We start from the raw sequence: 23673 nt of genomic DNA on the forward strand, positions 1-23673 counted from the left end.
GCTCTTCTCGCGCTGCCCGGAGGAGGGAGAGCTCTGGCGGTCGCGGTCTGGGTCGGAGCCATTCAATCTTTGTTTTCCCTTGTTGAATCTATGTTAGAAAATTTGAATCTTTGTTAGCAACAAACAGCGGCCGTAAAAGAGGCTTGAAACGGTCCGCACACAACCGCTCAATGCGACTTCTCAGCGCTACGTGAGATTCAACCCACCATCAGAAAGCAGAATTTCGCCCGTCAAATAGTGGGATTCAACGAGCATGGACACCGCTTGTGCAATGTCTTCAGGGCTCGCCGCCCGCCGCATCGGCGCGCGCTCGCGCCACAACTGCTGAGCCTGCGTCCAGTCAGCGGTCAAGGGCGTATCCACGAGCCCAGGAGCGACGGCATTCACACGAATGTCGGGCGCCAGTGAGACGGCCAGCAAGCGCGTGACATGGTTCAGCGCCGCTTTCGTCGCGGCATAAGGGATCGAAGCCCCTTTCGGACGCACACCAGCATGCGAACTCACATTGATCACGCAAGCCGGCACGCCAGCGGCCGCAGCAGACGCCCGCAGGGCGGCCTCCGCTTCTGCAACGATGCGAAACGGTGCGATGACATTGACCTCATGCAACTCGCGCCATACATCCGGCGTGGCAGCCGCCAGGTCGGCATGCGGCACGACGCGGCTGATGCCTGCGTTGTTCACCACGACGTCCAGGCGATCCCATTGCGCGACCGCTTCCTGCACCAGCCGGATCCGGTCTGCATCGTCAGCCAGGTTTGCTTGCACATAAGCCGCCAGACCCAGCTCACGCGCCATGGCGATGCCGGCATCCACAGAGCTGCGTGAATGCAAAACGACCGCATAGCCGTCCCTGGACAGCCGGCGCGCGATCGCGGCTCCAATACCTGAAGTAGACCCTGTCACAAGAGCAACACGCGGTGGCTGGCGCATAGAGATGTCAAGCGGAATGGAAAGACAGGTACTGTACCGGCCGCGCTTCCCCGTTGCGCTCAGCGGCCGGGCACCCACACCATGGCGATGCTCAGCCAGACCCCGACGCTGAAATAAGGCGTGAGCCAGAGCGCATCCGCTTTCCAGGCCGTCCAGTGGCCATTGCACACACGGCGCTGCCAGGCATCGCGCGCGCCCTGCTCCACGCACAGGTAGGTCTGCCCGTTCGCGCGCCCGAAGCGGTAACGGCGCCAGTACATCGGCGCGTCCACGCTCAACACGTACGCAACGAAAGCCAGGCAACAGAGCATGCCGAAGATCGCCAGCGAGTTGACCCAGCCCGTGCTATAGAAGGCCGTGATGCCCAGCAGGATCGCCATCCAGGAAAACCCCGCCGCCCAGAGCAGGGACTCGACGGCCTGGGTGATGTGGTTGAGCGTGAGCACGCTGTGCCAGCAGAAGCCCTGTGCCACCACCATGAAGACCGGCACCGCCCACGCGGCGCTCTGCACCCATGGCAAGCCGGCCTGCACACCCAGCTGGTGGACCAGCAGCCCGAGTTGCAGCGCGAAGCAGATCTCGGCCACGGTGGCGGCGGCACGACCCAGGAAGATGTTGGACAGGCGCGTGTCCACCACCACGAGCCGTTCGAGGTCCACCCGGGGGAACACCGAGCGGTAGGCGCACACCAGCACGTAGACGCCGGACAGCGTGAGCTGCAGCCCACCGGGGAAACCGGTCACCGGCGCCCAGTGCCACACGGCCAGCCACAGACAGACGTTCAGCGCCGCCAGCGCGCACATCGCGCGCCACCACCGGAGCACCTGGGCATCCGCCCCGGCAATGCCCGGCACCCGGCTGCTGAGGATCAACGACATGCGGTGGTCACCTCCATCTTTCACAGGCCCCCATCGTAGGCGACGGAACGCGCCGGATGTGTAGGACGGGCGCTCAGCCATCTCCTTCGCCGACACGAGGCGTTCTCCTACCCGCTCCAGCGCAGCCGCCCTGCATGCTGGGGCATGGACATTCCCTCTCCCAAATTCCATGCGTGGAAAAAGGCCGAGACCGAGCTGGCCGACATCGAGCGAGCGTTCCGGGCCCTGGCCGCCGACCTCGCCCCATCCGACCGCGAAAGGGTCACCCGGCAACTCGCCGACCTGAAATCGGCGCGGTTGCGGGTTCGATTGTTGTTCGAGGAAGTGATGAAGGAAAACGCCTTCGTGCTGGAACAACTCGCGGCCATGGAGGCGCCGCCACCACCACCGCCACCGGGCGGCGATCCGCGTCGGCCTGACGCGGAAGACTGGCTGTCCTAGCCTTCGCCGTGGCTCAGGGCGAGGCCTGCGCCTCCAGCTCCGCCATCTCCTTCATCGTGAACACCCGCGAGCGCGTGTGGAAGGCCTTGCCCTCCGGGCCTTCGAGCGAGAAAGTGCCGCCGTGGCCTTCGATCACGTCGATGATGAGCTGCGTGTGCCGCCAGTATTCGTACTGCGCCTTGCCGATGTAGAACGGGCAGCCGCCGATGTCGCCCAGGTACACGTCGCCCGCGCCGGTGGTGATCTCGCCCAGCAGGTAGCAGTTGGCCGCGCTGTTGTCGCAACAGCCGCCGCTCTGGTGGAACATGAGCCCGGGGCCGTGCTGGCGCTTGAGGTGCTCGATGAGCTCGACGGCGGCCGGCGTGGCAATCACTCTTTCAACCATGGTGTCTCCTCAACAAGAAAAATGGGGAAGCGGTTGCCCGCCTCCCCCAGTCATGGCATCTTGCGCCGGGTCGCTCAGAAGAAGCCCAGCTTGTTTTCGGAATAGCTCACCAGCAGGTTTTTCGTCTGCTGGTAGTGGTCGAGCATCATCTTGTGCGTCTCACGCCCGATGCCCGATTCCTTGTAGCCGCCGAAGGCCGCGTGCGCGGGGTAGGCGTGGTAGCAGTTGGTCCACACGCGGCCGGCCTTGATGGCGCGGCCCATGCGGTAGGCCACATTGCCGTTGCGGCTCCACACGCCGGCGCCCAGGCCGTAGAGCGTGTCGTTGGCGATCGCCAGGGCTTCGGCCTCGTCCTTGAAGGTGGTCACGGCCAGCACGGGGCCGAAGATTTCTTCCTGGAAGATGCGCATCTTGTTGTGGCCCTTGAACAGCGTGGGCTGCACGTAGTAGCCGCCCGCCAGGTCGCCGCCCAGGTTCGCCTGCCCGCCGCCGGCCAGCACCTCGGCGCCCTCCTGCTTGCCCAGGTCGAGGTACGAGAGGATCTTGGTCAGCTGCTCCTTGCTGGCCTGCGCGCCCATCATGCTGTCGGTGTCCAGCGGGTTGGCGTGCTTGATCGCGGCCACGCGCTTGAGCACGCGCTCCATGAACTTGTCGTAGATGCTTTCCTGGATCAGCGCGCGGCTGGGGCAGGTGCAGACCTCGCCCTGGTTGAAGGCGAACAGCACCAGGCCTTCGATCGCCTTGTCCAGGAAGGCGTCGTCCTTGTCCATCACGTCGGCGAAGAAGATGTTGGGCGACTTGCCGCCAAGCTCCAGCGTGGCAGGAATCAGGTTGTTCGCTGCGGCCTGCGCGATCACGCGCCCGGTGGTGGTGGAGCCGGTGAAGGCGATCTTGGCGATGCGCTTGCTGGTGGCCAGCGGCATGCCGGCTTCGCGGCCGTAGCCGTTGACGATGTTGAGCACACCGGGCGGCAGCAGGTCGGCGATGAGTTCGGCCAGGATCAGGATGGAGATGGGCGTGGACTCGGCCGGCTTGAGCACCACGGCGTTGCCGGCGCCCAGCGCGGGCGCGAGCTTCCAGGCCGCCATCAGGATGGGGAAGTTCCAGGGAATGATCTGGCCGATCACCCCCAGCGGCTCCTGGATGTGGTACGCCACCGTGTTCTCGTCGATGTTGCTCAGCGCGCCTTCCTGCGCGCGCAGGCAACCCGCGAAGTAGCGGAAGTGGTCCACCGTGAGCGGGATGTCGGCGTTGAGCGTCTCGCGGATCGCCTTGCCGTTGTCCACCGTTTCGGCGTAGGCCAGCAGCTCCAGGTTCTGTTCGATGCGGTCGGCGATCTTCAGCAGCACGTTGGCGCGCTCGGCGGCCGCGGTCTTGCCCCAGGCATCGGCGGCGGCGTGCGCGGCGTCCAGCGCGAGCTCGATGTCTTCGGCGGTCGAGCGCGCGGCGCGCGTGTACACCTGGCCCGAGACGGGTGTGATCACATCGAAGTACTGGCCCTTGACCGGCGCGATCCAGCGACCGCCGATGAAGTTGTCGTACTGGGCCTTGTAGGTGATCTTGGCACCGGCGGCGCCGGGAGCTGCGTAAAGCATGTTGTCTTCCTCAGGGTGAATGTTGATGGCAAGGCCTGTTGTGTCTTCAGGCCCTGCACTCACTTCAAGTTCCATGCCATGGGGTTTGGCAGGGGAAAACGCTGCACGACTGCACACCTGCGCGCCCGCACTGTCCCGGAACCGCGCACCCGCGCGGCGGCTGTCTCAAAGCGGCACAACGGCCGCACGCCAACAAAAAAGCCACTGGTTGCGCGCGCAACCAGTGGCTTTCATGAAGCAGGAAGCGATCAGGGCGCGGTGAGTGTCAGCCCATGCTTCTGGAAGATGGCCAGCAGCTCGCCGCTGTCGCGCATCGATTTCATGGCCCCTTCCAGCGCCAGGCCGAGGTCCTTGTTTTCGGCCTTGATGGCCATGCCCACGGGCCAGCCGTTCCCGGGCACACCACCGAGCGCGAGCGTGCTCAGGCGGATGTGGGTCGGCTTCGGATCGGTGTGCGAGAGCACCGACTCGGCCTGCGCGCGCGTCACGTAAGCGGCAGCGGCCTTGCCCTCCACCACCGCCTGCACCGCCTGTTCGCCGCTGTGATGAATGCCCACCTGCGCGCGCAGCAGCCCGCCGCCGTGGCCCATGAGCGCGCTGGCCGCACCGGCGCCCTGCTCCGCCGCCAGCGGCAGGCCCTTGAGGTCTTCGGGGCTGTTCACATCGGCGATGCGGCGCGTGTCGTGCGCCAGCACCAGCTGCTGGCGCATGTAGGGCGCGAGGATCATCACCTGCCGGTTCTTCTGCATCAGGTAGCGGTCCACCGGCACCTGCAGCATCACGTCGGCCGGGCCGTAGCCCAGGTAGTGGCCGCGCCAGACCATGTTGCGCAGATCGTCGTTCATGTTCTCGCCCGCGTCGAACGGCAGCAGCGCGAGCCTCAGCTGGAGCTGGCGCGCCAGCGCGGCGGCGATCGACACGTCCAGTCCGTGGAGGTCGTTGGCCGGGCCGTCGGAGAACGGCGCGTTGTCCTTGTAGACCGCGACCTTGAGCGCACCGTTGGCGCGGATGCGTTCGAGGTCGCTCAGGTCGGCCTGCGCGTGCGCGAGCGGCACGACAGCGGCCAGCAGCGCAGCCAGCACCTGGCGGCGATCGGGATGGCGGAGGGTGTTCATGCGCGTCTCCCGCTTCAGGGCTCGCGGCGGGTTTCGAGGTAGGTCTTGATCGACCAGATCGCCTCCTGCGAGAGCGTGCCCTCGAACGGCGGCATGTACACGCGCCCGTCGCGCACGCGGCCCCGGCGCACCGTGGCCATGTAGTAGTCGTCCATTTCCTTGAAGCAGGCGGCCTTCTTCCCCGCGTCGGCGTAGCCCGAGCACTCGCCGTCGAACTTGCGCAGGTCGGGCGAGATGCCGCCGGAGATCGCTTCCAGGCCGTGGCAGCGCGCGCAGTTCTGGTTGTAGGCCGAGGTACCGATGCGCAGCGCCTCCTTGTTCGCGGGGCCGCTGCTGTAGGGGTTGGCATCGAGCCACTTGGTGCCGAGCTGCGGCAGGGTGCTGGTGTCCACCGCCTGCGGTGTCACATCGCCATGCGCCATCACGGCGGCCACCCCGCAGGTGACGGCCAGCGCGAGCAGGCCACGCAGTGGAAGAGAAAAACGCGAAATCTTCATGGGTTGTCTCCGGTTCAGAAAGGGTCTTTTCCGGCTGGGACAGCAAGTTGCAGGCCATGGCCCGCGGCGCGGGTCAGGCCCATGCAAGGTGTGCCAATTTGAATCACCGGTGCGCCTGCGATCGCACCGGATGTCACAGTCCGCCGCGCCGCAGGCGCCTTGTGTGTCAACTTTGCGCGCCATGGCCTGGCACAGGCGGTGGCCGGCTCTTTGCTAACACCAGAGCGGAACACCCGGGACAAGCTGTTGCATCTCGGGATTAACCAGTGTTGCTCACAGGGACAGTTATGAAGAGAATTGCATGAACCCGCGCGACCAAGACGACAGCCCGTCTGACGACCCGGAGCATCCGCCACGATGGATGCCCGACTGCTGGGGGGGATTTCCCCCGGATCCAGGAGACAACATGAGTGCTGCCCTCTTCACGCCTCCCGGCGGAAGACACGATGCGCCCGCGCCCCCCGGCCCGGACGGCAACGCACCACCCGATCCCATCGGCCAGGCCCACCGCCGCTCGCAGGCCTATGGCATCGACTCCACGGACGCGCCCGATTTCTCCAGCCCCGGCGTGGGCCTGCTCAACGACGCACGGGAAGAGAACCGCTTTCTGTTTCAGCACGCCGCGCCGGTCATGGAGACGCTGTACGACCAGATCGTGAACACCCACAGCATGGTGCTGCTCACCTCCGCCAAGGGCCTGGTGCTGCACTCGCTGGGTGACACCGATTTCCTGGAAAAGGCCTCGCAGGTCGCGCTCACGCCCGGCATGGACTGGTCGGAGAAGAACAAGGGCACGAACGCGATCGGCACCGCGCTCAGCGAGGAAGAAGCGCTCACCGTGCACGGCAGCCAGCACTACATGGACGCCAACAAGTTCCTCACCTGCTCCTGCTCGCCGATCTTCGACCCCTACGGACAGGTCATCGGCGCGCTGGATGTGACGGGCGACCACCGCAGCTACCACCAGCACACGCTGGCGCTGGTGCGCATGTCGGCGCAGATGATCGAGAACCACATGTTCGCGGACATCTTCCCCAAGGCCATCCGCATCCATTTCCACACCCGCTCCGAGTTCCTGGGCACCCTGGTCGAAGGCATCGCGGTGTTCTCGCCCGAGGGACGCTTCCTCTCGGCCAACCGCAGCGCGCAGTTCCAGATCGGGCTGCCGTTCAGCGCGCTGAAGGCGCACACCTTCTCATCGCTCTTCGGTCTGCCGATCTCGGCCCTGTTCGAGCTGTTCAGCGGCTCCATGCCCACACCCAAGCAGCTGTGCATGCACAACGGCGTGTCGGTGTGGTGCCGCGTGAAGATCAAGGCCGCCAACCCCTGGTCGGGCGGCAAACCGACCGGCACCGCGCCCGAGGCCGGTGGCACGCCAGCGGCGGCCACAGCCGAAGCGGTCAAGCCTGCCGGCCGCAAGATGCAGTTTTCCTCGCTGCAGTACCTCGACACGGGCGACCCGCAGGTGTCGGCGGTCATCCACAAGCTGCGCCGGGTCTCGGGGCGGGACATCCCGGTGATGATCCTCGGCGAAACCGGCACCGGCAAGGACCTGCTGGCCCAGGCGATCCACGGCGACTCCACGCGCTCGGCGCACCCCTTCGTGTCGGTGAACTGCGCCTCGATCCCCGACACGCTGATCGAGTCCGAGCTGTTCGGCTACGAAGAAGGCGCCTTCACCGGCGCGCGCAAGAAGGGCTCCATCGGCAAGATCCTCCAGGCGCACGGCGGCACGCTGTTCCTCGACGAGATCGGTGACATGCCCAAGCACCTGCAGGCCCGCCTGCTGCGCGTGCTGCAGGACCGCAAGGTCAGCCCGCTGGGCGCGGGCAAGGAGGTGGAGGTGGACGTGACGGTGATCAGCGCCACGCACAAGAACCTCAAGGACATGATCGCGCGCGGCGATTTCCGCGAAGACCTCTACTACCGCCTCAACGGTTTGGTGGTGCGCCTGCCGGCGCTGCGCGAGCGCACGGACTTCGAGCTGGTGGTGCACAAGATCCTCAAGGCGCTGTGCGAGCAGGACCAGCAGATCGGCATCGCACCCAACGTCATGGCGCTGTTCAAGCGCTACCAGTGGCCGGGCAACTTCCGCCAGCTGCACAACCTGCTGCGCACCGCCGTCGTGATGGTGGGCAGCGACGGGGTGATCGACGTGGCGCACCTGCCCGACGACTTCCTCGACGAGCTGGAACACGCCCAGGCCGGTGATGCGACCGAAGCCGCCCTGCCCGAAGCCTTCGGCACGGGCACCGCCGGCAGCGCGCCGCTGCTGCCGCCCTCGCCGCTGACCGAGGTGACGCCGGGCGACGGCCAGCGCCTGCAGGACGTCACGCTCAGCGCCATGGCGCAGATGCTGCGCCTGCACAAGGGCAATGTGTCGGCGGCGGCCAAGGCGCTGGGCGTGTCGCGCAACACGATCTACCGCAAGAAGGACCAGCTACCGCCCGACCTGCTGGGCTAGGGCCTTACCAGAGCAGCTTCACCCCCACGCTGCCGCTCACACCGCTGCCGGTGCGCGCGTCGCCGCCCAGGTCCCACAGCTTGCCGAGCTCGCCGTACACGCTGGTGCGGGCGCTCACCCGCCAGCTGGCGCCGGCCGTGAGTTCGCCGCTGGTGCCACCGCTGCGGCTGATGATGTCGGTGCCGCCGCCCGTGCCGACAAAGCGCGTGATGTCGGTGCCGCTGCTGCGCTTGTAGACGTTCAGGCCCCCATAGAGTTGCAAGGGGCCGGGCCCGACGTCCCACTGGCCCTTGACGCGCGCCCCCAAGCGGGCGATCCAGCCCACGTCGATGTCCTGCTCGATGCTCGCATTGCTGATGGTGTTGTCGTCCAGGCTCACGCGTTGGTAGGCGATCTGGAGCTGCGGCTCCAGCACCCAGCGCGGCGCCAGCGCCAGCGCCCGCCCCACTTCGACCGAGGCCACCAGGCTGTCGCCCTTGCCCGTGCTGGCCAGCCCCGTGGACGCGTGCGCGGTGTAACGGTGGTCGCCCACCTGCAGCACGCTGTCGACGTACAGCCCGTCCGCGGGCAGCCAGGTGGCATAGCCGCCCAGGTACTGGCTGCTCAGGTCGTTGCGGCCTGCGGCGTAGTTCGCCTCGCCGCTGACAAAGCCATTGACCGCCATCTCGCTCTGGAGCTTGCCCAGGTAGACGCCGGTGCGCCACCGGGCATCTCCCCACAGGTCCGTGCCAGTCTGGAAGCCGCGGATGCGCCCGTGGCTGGTGGGGCTGACGGTGCCCTGCTGTGCGATGTCGCGGTCCGTGTTGAAGAGCCGGCCCCAGGCCTGGCGTTCGCCGCCGCTGGCGGTGCCTCTGGCAGCACGCGGCTCGCCCAGGCGTTGCTGCCGGTCGCCCAGCATGGCGATGTCCAGGGAACGGAACTGCTCGGGCACCACGGCATACAGCGAGGCCTCGCTGCGGTAGCCGGTGGAGCGCAGGTACCAGTTCTCGCCCGCACCGCTGGCATCGCCCGCGTGCAGGCGGTAGGCGTAGGCGCCGCCACCCGTCTGGCCACCGACCAGGCTGAACGCGTCCCGGGTGGTCTGGGCCGTGGTGGTCGCGCCGCCGGTGGCGCTGATCACCGCGATGCCGTCGCCCGTGGTGGGCGAACCCAGGCCTCCGAGGTTGGTGATCTGCAGCAGCGTGGTGCCCGTGGCGCTGGCCAGGGGACCGGCGAACACCAGGGGCGCGCCGCTCGGGCCAACGCCCAGGATCATGGTGCCGCCATTGCCCACATAGGCGCCGGTCAGGGTGAGCCTGGCGCCCGACAGCGACACGGTGCCGGCGCTGCTCAGGGTGGTCAACGTCTGGTCGAAGCGGTCCAGGTCCAGCGTGCCAGCCGCGGCGACCGTGTGGGCCGAGTTGGCGCTGAACACGTTGGCCGCGCCCGCGCGAAGCGTGCCGCCGGCCACGGTGGTGGCACCGGCATAGGTGCTCGCGCCGCGCAGCGTGGTCGTGCCGCCGCCCAGGTGGTTCAGGGTGATGCTGCCGGTGATGGGGGCGGTGAAGTCGTAGGCGCTGGCGTTGTGGTTGAAGTTCAGCACCGCCGTTCCGGCGCCGCCGTTGACGGCCGCGGCGAGCACCGTGCCCGGGGCGATGGCCGCGTCGCCCGCGGCCGCGCCGATGTTCAGCGTGGCGACGCCACCCACGTTCGTGGCCAGGTTGAGCGCGGCAGCGCCGCCGTTGGCCGAGAGCAGCCCGCCGTCGGACACGCGCAAGCTGGCCGTGCCCGATGCACCCAGTGTGATGGCGGCCAGCGTGGTGCCGAGCTGGGAGCCCGCGCCGGTCACGACCCCGGTGAAGCCCCCGGGCATCGAGCCCAGCTGGATCCCCGCTGCGGCTTCCAGCCGGCCGCCGTTGGACACTTCGAGTGTGCCGCGCTGATGAAGGTACGAGACCGCCGAGGTCAGGGCCGAGCCCGAGCCGCTGACGAGCACGTGGGCCACACCGCCGTTGGACACCGTGGCCGAGGTGCCACCCAGGCGCACCCCGGACGGCCCGGTGGAGTTGAGCACGCCACCGTCGAGCACGCGGATGTGGGCCTCTCCAGCGAGGCTTTGAAGCAAAGTCACCCGGGCCCTGGCGCCTGCGCCTTGCACGGTGAGCGTGCCCATGGTGCCTGCCGTGCTGCCGACCAGCAGATTGCCGGCCGTGCCGTAAGTCGCACCGGGCTGCAAGACCAGCGACCCGCCGGCCACTGACTCGATGCTCACCGGCCAGCCATTGGAGTTGATCGTCACGCCCCCGCGCACCGGCGGCAGTGCCGTGGTGACGGCAAAGCTCGAGGTCACGGTGATCGTGGAAGCCGGATCCCCGCTGGCGTTCGCCGCGTTGATCGCTGCCACCAATTCGGCTTCGTTAGCCGCTGTGAAAATGGCGGCCTGCGAGAGGCCGCAAACGGCCCATGCGGCCAAGGCCACGGCTGTGTAACGTGGATTCACCCGTTGACTCCCTGTCAAGAAAAAAGTCCGCTCTCGAAAACGCAGCAGTCTAACGACGCTGACTTTTATCTTGACGACCGATGTTGGAAAAACCTTAATCGCCGTCGGTCTGCTGCATCCACAGCGGCTCCAGCTCGCGCCAGGCGCGCTGCACGTTGAAGTCCTGGCGCTGCGCGTGGCCAGCCCAGCCGCGCCATTCGGGCATCGCCACGGCGGCGCTCTCTCCGGCGTGGCGGCCCTCGTCCATGGCGCGCCACACCTGCTCGCGCAAGGCCTGCAGGTAGCCGCGCGTGCCAATGAGGGCGGCGGGCGCGGCCTCGCCCTGCGCGCTGGACACCATCGCGCCGATCACATGGCGCGGCCGCAGCGCCTGCAAGCGGTCCAGCGCGTCGAGCCAGGCGTCCACCCGACCCTGCGCGAGTTCGGGCAGGCGCTCGCCGTACACCAGGCCGCCCGCCCACAACACGCCCTGCTGCGCATGCCAGAGCACCAGGTCGCTTTCGGTGTGGCCCTGCTCCACGCGCATCACGCGCAGGCGCTGCTCGCCCACCGCCACCACCTCGCCCTCGGCCAGGGTGCGCGTGGGCCACACGATGGCGGTGCCGGCCATGGCCTGCGCGCCCACGCGTTCGATGAGACTTTGCAGGCAGGCCGGGCAGCGCTGTTCCATCGCCCGGCGCGTGCCTTCGGTGGCGAGCACCGTGGTCTGGCCGGTTTCGATGCGGTCGGCCCAGGCGCCATTGGCCAGCACGTTCTCGGCGTGTGCGTGGGTGTTGACGATCCAGCGCACCGGCACCCCGAAGCGGCAGGCCAGCGAGGCGCGCACGCGCTCGCCATGCCGATGGCTTGGGCCGGGGTCCACCACCAGGGCCTCGCCGCCGTCGATCAGCACCGAGGTGGGCACCACATGGCCCGCGTTGTCGGGCGACAGCTCCTGCGGCGCCGGTGGCGACCAGGCCCACACACCGGGCGCCACCGGCTGCCAGGGCACGTCGTCCCTGCAGTCGCGGTCCTGTGCGCTCACCGAGCAACACACCGCAAACAGCAAGGCGCCAAGGACTCTCATGACAACGAGCGCCTGACGCACGCGCGCAGGCACGCCAGCATCGCCGGCTCTGCGCCCAGGTGACCGGCCGGCGGTGTGTGCAGCACCTGCCGGCCTTGCGCAGCCCAGCGAGCGCTGTTGGCCGGCGGACAGATCGCGTCGAACCGCCCATGCACCCAGTCCACCGGCGTGTGCTCGCGCGCCAGCAAGGCCACCGCGCGGTCCAGCCCGCCCGGGCGCACGAAACCCCGGTGCGCCAGGTAGTGCGCCTGCACCCGGTACCGGCCCCAGGCGGCCCGGTCGCTGCGCTGCACGGTGGGTTGCCGCAGGCGCGCCATCGCACGCCGCTGCTGGCGCCGCAAGCCACCCCATTCGCGGCGGATCGGATTCGACCACGGCGAGCCGGTGTGTGCCGCGTGGCGCAGGCTGCGCCGCAGGCCGCGCAGTGCGTCGTCGGTTTCGCGCAGACCCCAGCCGCGCAACACGCGCAGCGATGCAACACCGGGTGTGCCGTTTTGAATCAGTTGTTGCAGCCGCCGCAGCGCCATGGGCACCCCATCGCCCTGCCGGACCGGCCACCCCGCGGCCGGTGCGCTCAGGGTTTGCCCTCGCTTTACCGACGGCAACAGCAGGCCGCCGATCTCGCGGCGCGTGAGGGCGAAGGCGCCGCGCAGCACCAGGCGCTGCACGCGCGCCGGGTGCCGCTGCGCATACGCCAGCGCCACCACCGTGCCCCACGAACCCGCCAGCACCGACCAGCGTTCGATGCCCAGCTGCTCGCGCAGCCGCTCCAGATCGGCCACCAGCGCAAGGGTGTGGTTGCCCTGCGTGCGGCCACGCGGCCGCGAGACACCGGCACCGCGCTGATCGGGCGCGATCACGCGCTGGCGGCGCAGGTCGAAGGGCCGCAGCATGCCGGGCTGGCACGCACCGCCCGGCCCGCCGTGCAACAGCAGCCAGGGCTCGCCCCGCGGCTCGCCGACATCGCGCCAGGCGATGCGGTGCAGGCCGCCGACGGCGAGCCGCCGGGGCGCGGGCCAGAAGGTGTCAATCAACGGCTTGGGCATGGCATCGATATTGCTGTTCAGGGTCGCGGCCGGTGTGGCGATGGTGCCATCTGGCTTGCAGACATGTTTCATGCCAACCCACTGGAGACACACCATGCAATGGACCGCCCCCGCCTTCACCGACCTGCGTTTCGGCTTTGAGATCACGATGTACATCGCCAACCGCTGAGCCTGCGGCCGGCCGGCGCACGTGCCAACAGCGCGTGCGCCTTTTTTGTCCCCTCATCCTCCTCCATCAACCATGCGCATCCGGGTTCTTGGCTCTTCGGCCGGCGGCGGTTTCCCGCAGTGGAACTGCAACTGCCCCAACTGCGATGGCCTGCGCCGCGGCAAGGTCCTGGCTCAGGCGCGAACGCAATCGTCGATCGCGGTCAGCGCCAATGAGGTGGACTGGCTGCTGGTCAACGCCTCGCCCGACATCCTCACCCAGATCCGCGACACGCCGGCACTGCAGCCCGCGCGCCGGGCGCGCGACAGCGGCATCGCCGCCGTGCTGCTGATGGACGCGCAGATCGACCACGTCACCGGCCTGCTGATGCTGCGCGAGCGCGCCGGCGCGCTGCCGCTGCTGGCCACGCCCGAGGTGCTCACCGAACTGGGCCAGGGCTTTCCCATCACCGGCATCCTCTCGCATTACTGCGGCGTGACACCGCACGCCATCCCCATCGACGGCCCCACCTTCACCGCACCGGGGCTGGAGGGCATCGAGCTGCAAGCCGTGCCGCTCGCGTCCAAGCCGCCGCCGTACTCACCGTTCCGCGGCAACCCGCGCCCGGGCGACAACATCGGCCTGGTGCTGCGCAACCCGAAGAGTGGCGCGCGCGCGTTCTACGCGCCCGGCCTGGGCGAAGTCACGCCCGAGCTTCTGTCGCTCATGGCCACGTGCGCCGTGGTGCTGGTGGACGGCACCTTCTGGACCGGCGACGAGATGCAGCGGCTGGGCCTTTCGTCCAAGGCCGCGGCCGACATGGGCCACCTGCCGCAGAGCGGACCCGGCGGCATGCTCGAACAGCTCGATCGCCTGCCGGCGGCCACGCGCAAGCTGCTGATCCACATCAACAACACCAACCCCATCCTGATCGAGGACTCCCCCGAAAGCGCGGAACTCAGCCGCCGTGGCATCGAGGTGGCGCGCGACGGCATGGAGATCCGCTTCTGACCGCAGGCGCCCCATGGACATCGCCACCACACCCCGCCCCGCCATCGGCCTGCCGGCCTGGACACGCACCGAGTTCGAGGCCCAGCTGCGCGAGAAGGGCCGCTCGTACCACATCCACCACCCGTTCAATGTGCGCATGAACAGCGGCGGCTGCACGCCCGACGAGCTGCGCTGCTGGGTGGCCAACCGCTTCTACTACCAGATCTGCATCCCGCGCAAGGACGCGGCCATCCTCGCCAACATGCCCGACCGCGCGCACCGCCGGCTGTGGATCGAGCGCATCCTCGACCACGACGGCCACGGCGATCACGAAGGCGCCGCCGCCGGCGGCATCGAGGCCTGGACGCGGCTGGGCGAGGCCGTGGGCCTCACGCGCGAAGACCTGTGGTCGCTGCAGGGCGTGGTGCCCGCTGTGCGCTTTGCCTGCGATGCCTACGTGAACTTCGCGGCCCGGGCGCCCTGGCAGGAAGCGGTGTGCTCTTCGCTCACCGAGATGTTCGCGCCCCAGATCCACAAGGACCGCCTGGCCAGCTGGCCCACGCACTACCCCTGGATCGAGGCCGAGGGACTGGCCTACTTCCGCAACCGCATCCCGCTGGCCGGGCGCGACGTGGAACACGGCCTGCGCGTGACGCTGGACCACTTCGACACCCGCGAGGCCCAGCATCGCGCGCTGGACATCCTGCAGTTCAAGCTGGACATCCTGTGGAACATGCTCGATGCCATCGAGAAGGCCTGCCAATGAACACGTTGTCGAACCATCCCAGGCTCTCGCGGCGTTTCCGCCTGCAGTACGAGCCCGCGCAGGAGCGCTGGGTGCTGCTCTACCCCGAGGGCATGGTGCAGCTCAACGAGAGCGCGGCCGAGATCCTGAAGCGCTGCGATGGTGAACGCACGGTGGCCGCCATCGTGGAGGAGCTGGAGACCACGTTTTTCATCCAGGGCATTGGCCGCCAGGTGAAGGATCTGATCGAAGAAGGAGGCCGCCGTGGCTGGATCGATTGAACCGCCCGGCCCGCCCCTGTGGCTGCTGGCCGAGCTCACCTACCGCTGCCCGCTGCACTGCGTGTTCTGCTACAACCCCACGCAGCACGCGCGCATCCCGCAGGAGCTGAGCACCGCGCAGTGGGTGGACGTGATGCGCCAGGCGCGAGCGCTGGGCGCGGCGCAGCTCGGTTTCTCGGGCGGTGAGCCGCTGCTGCGCGACGACCTGGAAGAGCTGGTGCAGGAGGCGCACGCGCTCGGCTACTACACCAACCTCATCACCTCGGGCGTGGGCCTGACCGACGCGCGCGCCACGCGCCTGAAGGCCGCCGGCCTCGACCACGTGCAGCTCTCGTTCCAGGACAGCACGCGCGAGCTCAACGACTTCCTGAGCCACACGCGCACCTTCGAGCTCAAGCAGAAGGTCGCGCGCATCATCAAGTCGCACGACTGGCCGATGGTGATGAACTGCGTGCTGCACCGGCACAACCTGCCGCACGTGGGCCAGATCATCGAGATGGCGCTGGACCTGGGCGCGGAATACCTCGAACTCGCCAACACGCAGTACTACGGCTGGGCCTGGGTCAACCGCGACCACCTCATGCCCACGCACGAGCAACTGGTGGAGGCCGAAGCGGTGGTGAACCGCTACCGCGCGCAGATCGGCTCGCGCTGCCGGCTGCTGTTCGTGGTGCCCGACTACTTCGAGCAGCGCCCCAAGGCCTGCATGAACGGCTGGGGCTCGGTGTTCCTCTCGGTCGCACCCGACGGTCTGGCCATGCCCTGCCACAACGCGCGCAACCTGCCCGGTCTGGCCCTGCCCAACGTGGCGCACACGCCGCTGGCCGACATCTGGCGAACCAGCCAGGCTTTCAACGCCTACCGGGGCGACGGCTGGATGAAGCCGCCCTGCCGCGACTGCGACGAACGCCACAAGGACTTCGGCGGCTGCCGCTGCCAGGCCTTCCAGATCACGGGCGACGCGGCGCAGGCCGACCCGGTGTGCAGCAAGTCCCCCCAGCACGACAAGGTGGTGCAGCTCGTGAAGCAGGCGCCCACGCAGCGCCACATTCCCATCGTGTTCCGCAGCGACACCGAGTCGCGCGGCCTGCACCCCGAGGTGCCGGCATGAACACCGCCACGCCCCACCCGCACATGCTGGGCGCGGCCGTGGTCCGCCACCTGCCCGGCCTGCGCCACAGCCCCTTCGCGCTGGAGCGCGCCGAGCACGGCCTCTTCCTGCTGTGGCTGGCCTTCATGGGCCTGCTGGGTTTCGGCGCGCTGCTGCTGTGGCAGGCCGGCGCATGGCACCGGTTGGTGCACGCCGACCCCACGGGCCTCACCGTGGTCATCGTGCTGCTGTTCACCGGCGGCTCGCTGTGGGCCGGCCGCCGCGCCTGGGTGCTGGGCGAGCAGCGTCTGCGGCTGGACACCGCGCGCGAAGACCCGCTGGACACCTGGAGCGCCGAATACCGCGCCGGCTGTGCCCGACCCGGCGCCGACCCCTCGGTCTGGCTGCAGGTGCTGGGCGAGCGCGCGCACGGCCCGCACGAGATGGCCTGGTGGCTCAACGGCATCCAGCTCAAGCTCGGTCTGCTCGGCAAGGTGATCGGGTTTTCCATCCTCGCGCTGCAGCTCGGCGAGGTGCAGAGCTTCGACGCCAGCCAGTCCACCCAGCTGCTCAGGAACCTCACCGGCGGCCTGGGCATCGCGCTGCTGACCACCGTGACCGGCCTCACCGGCAACATCCTGCTGGGCCTGCAGCTCATGCGGCTGGACCGGTTTTCCGATGCGCTCATCGCCGACACGCTGGCCGCCAGCCCACGCCCGGAGGCGCACGATGGCGATCGGCCGATCGGTCCGTGACACCGAGACCGACCCGTTCTACGACATGTTGTTCAACATGCTGATCGCGTTCGTCTTCTGTTTCGTCATCGCGCTGCTGGCCTTCAACCCCAAGGCCCGCAAGAGCGGCGACATCCCCGCCAAGGCCGAGTTCATCGTCACCGTGTCCTGGCCCGACAACAACCCCAACGACGTGGACGCCTGGGTCAACGAACCGGGCGGCAAGACGCTGTGGTTCCGCCAGCGCGACGCCGGCATGCTGCATCTGGACCGCGACGACCGGGGCGCGAAGAACAACAGCGTGATCGTCAACGGCCGCGAGATCCGCAGCCCGGTGCGGCAGGAGATCGTCACACTGCGCGGCCTGGTGCCGGGCGAGTACGTGGTGAACGCGCACTACTACGACTCGCGCGACCAGCAGCCGGTGGACGTGTCGGTGGCGGTGGTGAAGGTGAACCCGCAGGCGGAGATCGTCTACACCGGCACGCAGCAGATCCCGCGCAAGGGCGACGAGCGCACGCTGGTGCGCTTCACGCTCGACGAGACCGGCACCGTGACCGACCTCAACACCCGGCCGCTCGCGATCGTGCAGCGCACCGGCCTTTGAACCACCACCTCCGATGATCCCCACCGTCTCGTCCCAACTGCTGTGGCTGGTGCTGGTGTACGCGCTGCTGGCCTTCCTGTTGCTGTGCCTGCTGCTGGCCACGCGCTGGCACTGGGGGGTGAAGCTGGGCGCGGTGCTGCTGGTCAGCGGCTTCTACGCGCTGAGCCACGCCACGCTGCAGGGCATCGCGGGCTGGCCGAGCGACGACGCCCTGCCTCCGCGCTTCGTGCTGCTTTCGGCGGTGTTCGACGAACCCAGCCCGGGCCGGGGCCACGCCGGCGCGATCTACATCTGGGTCAACCCCATGAAGGACAACCAGCCGCTGGCGATGCCGCGCGTGCACCGCCTGCCCTACGAGAAGGACCTGCACCGCATCCTGGGCGACGGCCTGCGCAAGGCGCGCGACGGCAACACGCAGATGGGCAGCACCGAGCCGGTGCCGGGCTCGGGCGGTTTCGCCTGGCTGCGCCCGGCCGGCAACGACCGGCTGCAGATCAAGCTGAGCGACCTGCCGCGCGCGCAGCTGCCGGAAAAATGAAGCCCCTCCTGCCCGCGCTGCCGCTGGCCGCCCTGGTGCTGGCCGGTTGCCGGCCCGCGCCCGCCGACACCTGGTTTCCGCTGGTCGAAGGCGAGCGCATGGTCTACGCCGTGACGGTGGAGAGCGACGAAGCGCCGCCGCCCGAGGCATGGACGCTGACGGTCACCGCGCCGCAGACCGTGGCCGGTCAGCGCACGCAGGTGCGCCACCATTCGGCCGGCGTGAGCTACCACCTGCTCAGCGACGAACAAGGCATTCGCCGCGTGGCCACGCGCACCGACATCGACCGCGAACCCACACCCGACCCGGAGCCGCTGTGGGTGCTCAAGGCGCCCTATGAAGTGGGCACCGAATGGAGCACGCCGACCGTGCCCTACCTGATCCTGCGGCGCAACGAGCACCCGCGCGAGCTGCGCTACAGCCACCGCGCGCTGATGGCCTGGCGCATCGAGGCGGTGGACGACGAGGTGACGACGCCCACCGGCACACACAAGCCCTGCCTGCGCGTCGTCGGCCGCGCCAAGCTCAACCTCTTCACCGACCCGGTGAACGGCTTCACCGACGTGCCGCTCACCAGCCGCGAGTGGTACTGCCGGGGCCTGGGCCTGGTGAAATTCGAGCGCGAGGAACCGGTGCCACCCGGGTTTCTGGTGGGTGGGCGATTGACGGCGGTGTGGGCGCGCTAGGGCGACAGGTCAGCGCTTGCCTCCGCCGTTGCCACCCCCGTGGCCACCGCCATTCCCGCCACCTTTGCCGCCGCCGTGACCGCCCCCATGGCCGTTGCCCTTGCCTGGGCCGCTGCCGTTCGCACCGCGCGCGTGGCCCACGGACGGGCCCGGTGCATCGATCGACACCGCCGCAGCCAGCTTGGTGTGTTTCGCGTCTTCGGCGTGTCGCGCACGGTTGGCCGAGCTCACCACCTCGCCCAGGCGCAGGCCGAGGTCGTTGGCAATCGCGCCCCAGCCCATGCCGCTGTCGCGCATGGCCTGCACCTCGTGGGTGGCTCTGGCCAGCTGTCGTCGGGTGGGGTGGTGGATGCCGTCCTGCGCCAGGTCGGCCTTGGCGATCTCGGTCGCGAAATTGCGAGAGGTCGAGGGCGAGGTCGGGGACGGTGCCTCAGGCAATGGCTGCGCGAGCGCGGCGCCCACCGCCAGCAGCGCGAGCATGAGGGAGGACCGGAGCAGAACGCGAGGGATCTTGGTCATGGCAGGTCTCCACATCGGGAACAGACCTTCATGCTAGCCGCACCGACGGCACGTGGTGCGCGAGTTGGTTACCAGTTGTTGGGCCGTGGTCCGCCTGCGCGGCGCGGGTGAAGAACGCTTCGGCCCGGGCCGGGTTGCGCGGCTCACCCAGGCCCTCTTCGGCCAGCACGCCCAGCATGAACAAGGCCTCGGCATTGCCCGTCTCTTCGGCCAGCGCCGCCCAGAGCTCGCGCGCCTGGGCGTAGCGGGCCAGCCGGAACTCGGCATGGGCCCGGTACCGCGCGTCGCCCACGCGAGACAACACGGCGAGGGCCGCACCCAGCAGGGTGCGGGGGTGGCACAAATCGGTCTGCGCGCTCATGGCAGGGGCTGGTGGGTGGGCCGGCTCAGGGCTTGACCGTGAGCACCCAGGTCGAGAGCGTCTTGAGGTCGGCCGCGCTCAGGCTCGGGTGGCCCGGCATGGGCACGCGGCCCCACTTGCCTTTGGAGCCGTTCTGGATCGACTGCGCGAGCGAGGCCGCGGCGTCTTTTTCGCTCGCGTATTTTTCGGCGATGGCGCTGAAGGCCGGGCCGACCACCTTGTCGGCGTTGGCGTGGCAGCTGTAGCAGCCGCTGGCCTTGGCGAGTTCCACGGCGGCCACGTCGGCGGCGGTGGCGTGCTGGGCCAGGCCGGCCAGCACGGTGGGAAGGATCAGGAGGTAACGCATGGCAGGCACCGGAGAAAAAGGAACTGGGAAAAAAGGGGTGGCATGGCCAGGGCCACGCCACCCCCAACACCACATCACTTCATGAGTTTGAACGTCCAGACGGAGCCGCCCTGTTCGAGGAAGTTGACCTTCTTGGCCACTTCACCGCCCCACAGCGGCACGGCACCTCCCCAGCCCGAGACCACGCTGACGTACTGCTCGCCGCCCTCGGTCCAGGTGATGGGCGGCGCGACCACGCCGGAACCGGTCTGGAACTGCCACACCACCTTGCCGGTCTTGGCGTCGGCGGCCTTCAGGTAGCCCTCGGGCGTGCCCCAGAACACGAGGTCACCGGCGGTCAGCACACCGCCCCACAGCGGCGCGCTGTTCTTGACTTCCCAGGCCACCTTGCCGGTCTTGGGATCGATCGCGCGCAGCGAACCGATGTGGTCGTCGAACAGCGGCTTGATGGTGAAGCCCGCGCCCAGGAAGGCCGCGCCCTTCTTGTAGGTGATGGGCTCGTTCCAGATCTCCATGCCCCATTCGTTGGTGGGCACGTAGAACAGGCCGGTCTTGGGGCTGTAGGCCATGGGCATCTGGTTCTTGCCGCCCAGGAAGCCCGGTGCGGAAAACACCGCCTTGCCCTTGGCACCGTCCCCGCCGGCGGCGGTCGGGTCGCCCGGGCGGTTGGTGTCGTCGAAGTTGGGGCGGCCGGTCTTGAGGTCGATGCCGGTGGCCCAGGTCACTTTCTTCACGAACGGGAAGGCGTTGACCAGCTTGCCGGTGGCGGCGTCGTTCACGTAGAAGAAGCCGTTGCGGTCGGCCTTGGCGCCCATGCGCTTGCCGTCCATGTCGAAGGTGACGAATTCGTTGACGCCGTCGTAGTCCCAGCCGTCGTTGGGCGTGCTCTGGTAGTGCCAGACGATCTTGCCGGTCTTCACGTCGATCGCCACGGTGGAGGCCGAGTACAGGTTGTCGCCCTTGCGCACGTGGCTGTTCCAGGGGCCGGGGTTGCCGGTGCCGAAGTAGGCCAGGCCGGTCTTGGCGTCGTAGGTGCCGCCCAGCCAGGTGGCCGCGCCACCGGTCTTCCAGGTCTCGCCCGGCCAGGTGGCGTTGGTGGTGCCGGTGATGCCGTTTTCCTTGCCGTCCTTGTAGCCCATGTGGCCTTCGACGACCGGGCGCGTCCACACCATCTTGCCGGTGCGCGGGTCGCGCGCTTCCACGCGGCCGACCACGCCGAACTCACCGCCCGAGACGCCGGTCATCAGCAGGCCTTCGGCGATCAGGGGCGCGGCGGTGTAGCTGTAGCCGGCGGCGTAGTCGTCGATCTTCTCGCGCCACACCACCTTGCCGGTGTTCTGGTCGAGCGCGACCAGCTGCGCATCGAGCGTGCCGAAGATCACCAGGTTGTCGTACAGCGCGGCGCCGCGGTTGATCACGTCGCAGCAGGGCATGATGCCTTCGGGCAGGCGGTGCTCGTACTTCCAGAGCTTTTCGCCGGTCTTGGTGTTGACCGCGTAGATGCGCGAGTAGGACGCGGTGACGAACATCTTGCCGTTGTGCACCAGCGGCTGCGACTGCTGGCCGCGCTGCTTCTCGCCGCCGAACGACATGGACCACACCGGCACCAGCTTGTTGATGTTGCGCTCGGTGATGCCGCTCAGCGTGGAATGGCGCTGCCCCTGGGTGCCCAGGCCCCAGCTCAACACGTTGTCGGGGGTCTTGGCGTCGTCGGCGATCATCGCGTCGGTCACGCCCTGGGCGCTCACGTGGGCGGTGGCGGCCAGAATCATCAGGCTCAGTAGGGTGCGTTTCACAGTGTGTCTCCTGCTCGTTCGTGGATGTGTGATGCCTGCGACCGAGCACCATGCCCGGCCGCCCGTGAACACCCCGGCCCTGGGGCCTTCGGGGTTGCACAACCTGCAAATGGCAACATCCATGCCAGCGTTTTTGAGCGGTTTTCCGGCCTGAAATGCGCCATGTCCGGCCCGCGCAGCGGGTCGCGGCTGTGACACTGTTCAGAAACGAATCACCGCTGCAACAGCGCCCGCTGCTCGTACTGCGGGTACCACTGCGCGAGGCTGCGGTGCAGCTCGGCGGGCTGTGCGGCCCAGCCGGCGAAGCGCGCGGGCACCGGGGTGCGCAGCAGCTCGCTCAGGTCCAGGCCCTGCTCGGCGCTGTCCTGCATGAGCGCGGTGAGCCAGCGCAGCCAGTCGCGCGTCTGCTGCACGCCGGCGGGACCGCTGTGCACCGGACCGTGGCTCGGCACGACCTGCCGGACCTCGCCCGCGGCCAGCCATTGCGCCAGCGTGTCCAGGCTGGCGAGCCAGGCGGCGGGATCGGCGTGAGGCGTGGTGGGCACGCGCTCGGCGAACACCAGGCCGCCAGCGAACAGCACCCCGGTGCGGCGGTCGATCAGCACCAGGTCGTCGCGGGTGTGGCCGCTCAGGCGACGCAGCTCCAGCGTGTGTGCGCCCAGGCTCAGCGTGCGCGGCTCGATCGCCTCGCGCGCCGGCGTGGGCTCGGTGCCCTTCATCCAGTCGCCGCACAGGCGGTAGAGGTTGTCGGCGTAGGCCGCGCCCTCGGCTTTCATGCCGGCGATGCTGCCGGCCAGGGCCTGCGTGGGGCGGTCGGCCCAGGCCTGGTTGCCGAAGAAGTAGTCGGGGTGCAGGTTGAGGTTGAAGACGTGGCGCACCGGCTCGCGCGTGAGACCTTCGATGGCGCGGCGCTGCTGCTCGCCGTAGCCGCGCGAAGGGCCGGTGTTGACCACCACCACGCCCTCGCCCGTGGCGATGAAGGCGGTGTTGATGATGTTGCAGCCGTTGGCGCGCGAGAAGTCGGCCACCGCGCCTTCGATCACCCAGGTGTGCTCGGCAATCTGGCGCGGCCGCAGGTCGTGGTCGAGTTGCGCGTGCGCCGGGGCAGCCCACAGCGCCAGCATCCACGGCACCACGCGCCAGGCCATCATGCGACCACCTCGGCGTCGATGCGGTTGCCGTTGTTGTCGCGCCCGGTCAGCCGGAAACCGCCGGCGTGCTGCGGCGGCAGCTCGAAGGTGAGCAGCGGGTTCTCCGACACCGGCTCGTGCAGGGCCAGGCGCCACCAGACCTGGCCGGCGCTGTCCACCAGCTGCAGCTGCTCGATGTAGAACGCGGGGATGCCCGCGACCAGGCCGGTGTCCATCGGGTGCATCACGCGCACGCGCAGGCGGCGGCTGCCTTCGATCACGTTGGGAAAGAAGCGCGCCTGCACCTGGTTGAGCGTGCGGCTCCACGAGCCGTCGGCGCGCGTGGCGCCGGGCACCGTGCAGCCGCCACCGGCGGCCTGTACCCAGGTGCCGCCCACGTGCCAGCGGCCGTCCGCCGTCTGCACCATCGCGCGCACAGGCGAGGCCTGCTCCATGCGGATGCGGAACGCCAGCATGGGCAGCGCGCGCAAGGGCTCGAAGGCCAGCACCTCGCGCACCGGGTTGCGGTCCACCACCACCAGGATGCGCGCCACACCGCCGCCCGTGCCGGCCAGGCCGCGCGCGTCCACCAGCAGCGGCACGTTCATCGCGTCGTCGGCGAAGGCCGGGCCGCGCACCGTCACCGCCTCGGAAAACACCATGGGCGCATCGCGCAGGTACTGCCGGCGCAGCGTGGGCCACTGCATCGAGCCCAGTGGGTCGCCCCCGGTGGGGTCGTCCGCGGCCCACAGCGGCGGCGCGCCCAGCAGGCCGCCCCACAACAACGTTCGACGCCGCAGCAT

The 23673-nt window shown here is 68.8% G+C and carries 27 protein-coding genes; 12 read left to right on the plus strand and 15 right to left on the minus strand.

The annotated features are described in order from the left end of the window. Window positions 1–186: 186 nt before the first annotated feature. Both AC07ZS_RS18830 and AC07ZS_RS18835 read right to left on the minus strand, forming a co-directional pair. Window positions 187–933 (minus strand): SDR family NAD(P)-dependent oxidoreductase, encoded by a 747-nt coding sequence (locus tag AC07ZS_RS18830; RefSeq protein WP_494800051.1) that lies wholly within the window; start codon window positions 931–933, stop codon window positions 187–189. 59 nt (window positions 934–992) lie between these two features. Continuing rightward, window positions 993–1811, minus strand: coding sequence for a hypothetical protein (locus AC07ZS_RS18835; RefSeq protein ID WP_494800052.1), 819 nt, complete (start codon window positions 1809–1811; stop codon window positions 993–995). A gap of 144 nt (window positions 1812–1955) precedes the next feature. On the opposite strand from AC07ZS_RS18835, the gene AC07ZS_RS18840 reads away from it, so the two are divergent. Next, on the plus strand, window positions 1956–2252 hold the full coding sequence (locus AC07ZS_RS18840; RefSeq protein ID WP_494800053.1) for a hypothetical protein: 297 nt from the start codon (window positions 1956–1958) through the stop codon (window positions 2250–2252). A 13-nt stretch (window positions 2253–2265) separates the two neighbouring features. Here the strand turns inward: AC07ZS_RS18840 and AC07ZS_RS18845 are convergent, their stop codons facing one another. From AC07ZS_RS18845 to pedF, 4 genes are all read right to left on the minus strand, one after another. Then, window positions 2266–2637, minus strand: a complete 372-nt coding sequence (locus tag AC07ZS_RS18845; RefSeq protein WP_494800054.1) for a DUF779 domain-containing protein — start codon at window positions 2635–2637, stop codon at window positions 2266–2268. Between the two features lie 74 nt (window positions 2638–2711). Beyond that, a complete protein-coding gene (gene exaC / locus AC07ZS_RS18850) occupies window positions 2712–4232 on the minus strand; it encodes an acetaldehyde dehydrogenase ExaC (RefSeq protein ID WP_494800055.1) in 1521 nt (506 codons plus the stop codon). A gap of 248 nt (window positions 4233–4480) precedes the next feature. Then, complete coding sequence (locus AC07ZS_RS18855) at window positions 4481–5347, minus strand: substrate-binding periplasmic protein (RefSeq protein ID WP_494800056.1); 867 nt, start codon at window positions 5345–5347, stop codon at window positions 4481–4483. 14 nt (window positions 5348–5361) lie between these two features. Next, window positions 5362–5844 (minus strand): cytochrome c-550 PedF, encoded by a 483-nt coding sequence (gene pedF, locus AC07ZS_RS18860; RefSeq protein WP_494800057.1) that lies wholly within the window; start codon window positions 5842–5844, stop codon window positions 5362–5364. A gap of 406 nt (window positions 5845–6250) precedes the next feature. Here pedF and AC07ZS_RS18865 point away from each other — a divergent pair, with 406 nt between their 5' ends. Continuing rightward, window positions 6251–8308, plus strand: a complete 2058-nt coding sequence (locus AC07ZS_RS18865; RefSeq protein WP_494800058.1) for a sigma-54-dependent Fis family transcriptional regulator — start codon at window positions 6251–6253, stop codon at window positions 8306–8308. Between the two features lie 4 nt (window positions 8309–8312). On the opposite strand, the gene AC07ZS_RS18870 is transcribed toward AC07ZS_RS18865, so the two are convergent. Further along, window positions 8313–10559 (minus strand): autotransporter outer membrane beta-barrel domain-containing protein, encoded by a 2247-nt coding sequence (locus AC07ZS_RS18870; RefSeq protein WP_494800059.1) that lies wholly within the window; start codon window positions 10557–10559, stop codon window positions 8313–8315. Between AC07ZS_RS18870 and AC07ZS_RS18875 the strand changes: the two genes are divergently transcribed. After that, window positions 10552–10776: a hypothetical protein gene (locus AC07ZS_RS18875; protein WP_494800060.1), complete on the plus strand. Its 225-nt coding sequence runs from the start codon at window positions 10552–10554 to the stop codon at window positions 10774–10776. The two genes, AC07ZS_RS18870 and AC07ZS_RS18875, sit on opposite strands and share 8 nt — an antisense overlap. 105 nt (window positions 10777–10881) lie before the next feature. On the opposite strand, the gene AC07ZS_RS18880 is transcribed toward AC07ZS_RS18875, so the two are convergent. Both AC07ZS_RS18880 and AC07ZS_RS18885 read right to left on the minus strand, forming a co-directional pair. Next, entirely contained in the window at window positions 10882–11853 is a 972-nt protein-coding gene (locus AC07ZS_RS18880) for an MBL fold metallo-hydrolase (protein ID WP_494800061.1), read from the minus strand. Then, window positions 11850–12971 carry an alpha/beta fold hydrolase gene (locus tag AC07ZS_RS18885; protein WP_494800062.1) on the minus strand — a complete coding sequence of 374 codons (1122 nt, stop codon included), beginning with the start codon at window positions 12969–12971 and terminating at the stop codon, window positions 11850–11852. Before AC07ZS_RS18885 ends, AC07ZS_RS18880 begins: the two co-directional genes overlap by 4 nt. A gap of 22 nt (window positions 12972–12993) precedes the next feature. Between AC07ZS_RS18885 and pqqA the strand changes: the two genes are divergently transcribed. From pqqA to AC07ZS_RS18930, 9 genes are all read left to right on the plus strand, one after another. After that, window positions 12994–13068 carry a pyrroloquinoline quinone precursor peptide PqqA gene (gene pqqA, locus AC07ZS_RS18890; protein WP_084301274.1) on the plus strand — a complete coding sequence of 25 codons (75 nt, stop codon included), beginning with the start codon at window positions 12994–12996 and terminating at the stop codon, window positions 13066–13068. Between the two features lie 72 nt (window positions 13069–13140). Next, window positions 13141–14058: a pyrroloquinoline quinone biosynthesis protein PqqB gene (gene pqqB / locus AC07ZS_RS18895; protein ID WP_494800063.1), complete on the plus strand. Its 918-nt coding sequence runs from the start codon at window positions 13141–13143 to the stop codon at window positions 14056–14058. Window positions 14059–14071: 13 nt separating this feature from the next. After that, window positions 14072–14803: a pyrroloquinoline-quinone synthase PqqC gene (gene pqqC / locus AC07ZS_RS18900; protein ID WP_494800064.1), complete on the plus strand. Its 732-nt coding sequence runs from the start codon at window positions 14072–14074 to the stop codon at window positions 14801–14803. Next, window positions 14800–15063, plus strand: coding sequence for a pyrroloquinoline quinone biosynthesis peptide chaperone PqqD (pqqD, locus tag AC07ZS_RS18905; RefSeq protein WP_494800065.1), 264 nt, complete (start codon window positions 14800–14802; stop codon window positions 15061–15063). Before pqqC ends, pqqD begins: the two co-directional genes overlap by 4 nt. Further along, the gene (gene pqqE / locus AC07ZS_RS18910; protein WP_494800066.1) at window positions 15047–16174 is read left to right on the plus strand and encodes a pyrroloquinoline quinone biosynthesis protein PqqE; all 1128 of its coding nucleotides are present in this window, start codon (window positions 15047–15049) and stop codon (window positions 16172–16174) included. The genes pqqD and pqqE overlap by 17 nt, the downstream gene beginning before the upstream one ends. Then, window positions 16171–16908 carry a hypothetical protein gene (locus tag AC07ZS_RS18915; protein ID WP_494800067.1) on the plus strand — a complete coding sequence of 246 codons (738 nt, stop codon included), beginning with the start codon at window positions 16171–16173 and terminating at the stop codon, window positions 16906–16908. The genes pqqE and AC07ZS_RS18915 overlap by 4 nt, the downstream gene beginning before the upstream one ends. Further along, complete coding sequence (locus AC07ZS_RS18920) at window positions 16883–17494, plus strand: hypothetical protein (RefSeq protein ID WP_494800068.1); 612 nt, start codon at window positions 16883–16885, stop codon at window positions 17492–17494. The genes AC07ZS_RS18915 and AC07ZS_RS18920 overlap by 26 nt, the downstream gene beginning before the upstream one ends. Window positions 17495–17507: 13 nt before the next feature. Continuing rightward, window positions 17508–18032: a hypothetical protein gene (locus AC07ZS_RS18925; protein WP_494800069.1), complete on the plus strand. Its 525-nt coding sequence runs from the start codon at window positions 17508–17510 to the stop codon at window positions 18030–18032. Next, a complete protein-coding gene (locus tag AC07ZS_RS18930) occupies window positions 18029–18718 on the plus strand; it encodes a hypothetical protein (protein ID WP_494800070.1) in 690 nt (229 codons plus the stop codon). The genes AC07ZS_RS18925 and AC07ZS_RS18930 overlap by 4 nt, the downstream gene beginning before the upstream one ends. A 9-nt stretch (window positions 18719–18727) precedes the next feature. Here AC07ZS_RS18930 and AC07ZS_RS18935 read toward each other — a convergent pair whose 3' ends face one another. The 6 genes from AC07ZS_RS18935 to AC07ZS_RS18960 all read right to left on the minus strand — a co-directional run bounded on the left by AC07ZS_RS18935 (window position 18728) and on the right by AC07ZS_RS18960 (window position 23673). After that, a complete protein-coding gene (locus tag AC07ZS_RS18935) occupies window positions 18728–19237 on the minus strand; it encodes a hypothetical protein (RefSeq protein ID WP_494800071.1) in 510 nt (169 codons plus the stop codon). 28 nt (window positions 19238–19265) lie between these two features. Further along, window positions 19266–19598 (minus strand): hypothetical protein, encoded by a 333-nt coding sequence (locus AC07ZS_RS18940; RefSeq protein WP_494800072.1) that lies wholly within the window; start codon window positions 19596–19598, stop codon window positions 19266–19268. A gap of 25 nt (window positions 19599–19623) precedes the next feature. Next, window positions 19624–19944: a c-type cytochrome gene (locus AC07ZS_RS18945; protein ID WP_492432515.1), complete on the minus strand. Its 321-nt coding sequence runs from the start codon at window positions 19942–19944 to the stop codon at window positions 19624–19626. A 74-nt stretch (window positions 19945–20018) separates the two neighbouring features. Then, entirely contained in the window at window positions 20019–21716 is a 1698-nt protein-coding gene (locus AC07ZS_RS18950; protein ID WP_382163669.1) for a PQQ-dependent methanol/ethanol family dehydrogenase, read from the minus strand. Between the two features lie 236 nt (window positions 21717–21952). Beyond that, window positions 21953–22888 carry a quinoprotein relay system zinc metallohydrolase 1 gene (locus tag AC07ZS_RS18955; protein ID WP_494800090.1) on the minus strand — a complete coding sequence of 312 codons (936 nt, stop codon included), beginning with the start codon at window positions 22886–22888 and terminating at the stop codon, window positions 21953–21955. Next, a complete protein-coding gene (locus AC07ZS_RS18960; RefSeq protein ID WP_494800073.1) occupies window positions 22888–23673 on the minus strand; it encodes a quinoprotein dehydrogenase-associated SoxYZ-like carrier in 786 nt (261 codons plus the stop codon). The genes AC07ZS_RS18955 and AC07ZS_RS18960 overlap by 1 nt, the downstream gene beginning before the upstream one ends.

The sequence above is a fragment of the Hydrogenophaga sp. GW456-12-10-14-TSB4 genome (assembly GCF_059424305.1).

Coding starts and splice junctions, on each gene's coding strand:
- AC07ZS_RS18830 (WP_494800051.1), bottom strand. CDS start 933: ATGCGCCAGCCACCGCGTGTTGCTCTTGTGACAGGGTCTACTTCAGGT.
- AC07ZS_RS18835 (WP_494800052.1), bottom strand. CDS start 1,811: ATGTCGTTGATCCTCAGCAGCCGGGTGCCGGGCATTGCCGGGGCGGAT.
- AC07ZS_RS18840 (WP_494800053.1), top strand. CDS start 1,956: ATGGACATTCCCTCTCCCAAATTCCATGCGTGGAAAAAGGCCGAGACC.
- AC07ZS_RS18845 (WP_494800054.1), bottom strand. CDS start 2,637: ATGGTTGAAAGAGTGATTGCCACGCCGGCCGCCGTCGAGCTCATCGAG.
- exaC (WP_494800055.1), bottom strand. CDS start 4,232: ATGCTTTACGCAGCTCCCGGCGCCGCCGGTGCCAAGATCACCTACAAG.
- AC07ZS_RS18855 (WP_494800056.1), bottom strand. CDS start 5,347: ATGAACACCCTCCGCCATCCCGATCGCCGCCAGGTGCTGGCTGCGCTG.
- pedF (WP_494800057.1), bottom strand. CDS start 5,844: ATGAAGATTTCGCGTTTTTCTCTTCCACTGCGTGGCCTGCTCGCGCTG.
- AC07ZS_RS18865 (WP_494800058.1), top strand. CDS start 6,251: ATGAGTGCTGCCCTCTTCACGCCTCCCGGCGGAAGACACGATGCGCCC.
- AC07ZS_RS18875 (WP_494800060.1), top strand. CDS start 10,552: ATGCTCACCGGCCAGCCATTGGAGTTGATCGTCACGCCCCCGCGCACC.
- AC07ZS_RS18880 (WP_494800061.1), bottom strand. CDS start 11,853: ATGAGAGTCCTTGGCGCCTTGCTGTTTGCGGTGTGTTGCTCGGTGAGC.
- AC07ZS_RS18885 (WP_494800062.1), bottom strand. CDS start 12,971: ATGAAACATGTCTGCAAGCCAGATGGCACCATCGCCACACCGGCCGCG.
- pqqB (WP_494800063.1), top strand. CDS start 13,141: ATGCGCATCCGGGTTCTTGGCTCTTCGGCCGGCGGCGGTTTCCCGCAG.
- pqqC (WP_494800064.1), top strand. CDS start 14,072: ATGGACATCGCCACCACACCCCGCCCCGCCATCGGCCTGCCGGCCTGG.
- pqqD (WP_494800065.1), top strand. CDS start 14,800: ATGAACACGTTGTCGAACCATCCCAGGCTCTCGCGGCGTTTCCGCCTG.
- AC07ZS_RS18915 (WP_494800067.1), top strand. CDS start 16,171: ATGAACACCGCCACGCCCCACCCGCACATGCTGGGCGCGGCCGTGGTC.
- AC07ZS_RS18920 (WP_494800068.1), top strand. CDS start 16,883: ATGGCGATCGGCCGATCGGTCCGTGACACCGAGACCGACCCGTTCTAC.
- AC07ZS_RS18925 (WP_494800069.1), top strand. CDS start 17,508: ATGATCCCCACCGTCTCGTCCCAACTGCTGTGGCTGGTGCTGGTGTAC.
- AC07ZS_RS18930 (WP_494800070.1), top strand. CDS start 18,029: ATGAAGCCCCTCCTGCCCGCGCTGCCGCTGGCCGCCCTGGTGCTGGCC.
- AC07ZS_RS18935 (WP_494800071.1), bottom strand. CDS start 19,237: ATGACCAAGATCCCTCGCGTTCTGCTCCGGTCCTCCCTCATGCTCGCG.
- AC07ZS_RS18940 (WP_494800072.1), bottom strand. CDS start 19,598: ATGAGCGCGCAGACCGATTTGTGCCACCCCCGCACCCTGCTGGGTGCG.
- AC07ZS_RS18945 (WP_492432515.1), bottom strand. CDS start 19,944: ATGCGTTACCTCCTGATCCTTCCCACCGTGCTGGCCGGCCTGGCCCAG.
- AC07ZS_RS18950 (WP_382163669.1), bottom strand. CDS start 21,716: ATGATTCTGGCCGCCACCGCCCACGTGAGCGCCCAGGGCGTGACCGAC.
- AC07ZS_RS18955 (WP_494800090.1), bottom strand. CDS start 22,888: ATGGCCTGGCGCGTGGTGCCGTGGATGCTGGCGCTGTGGGCTGCCCCG.
- AC07ZS_RS18960 (WP_494800073.1), bottom strand. CDS start 23,673: ATGCTGCGGCGTCGAACGTTGTTGTGGGGCGGCCTGCTGGGCGCGCCG.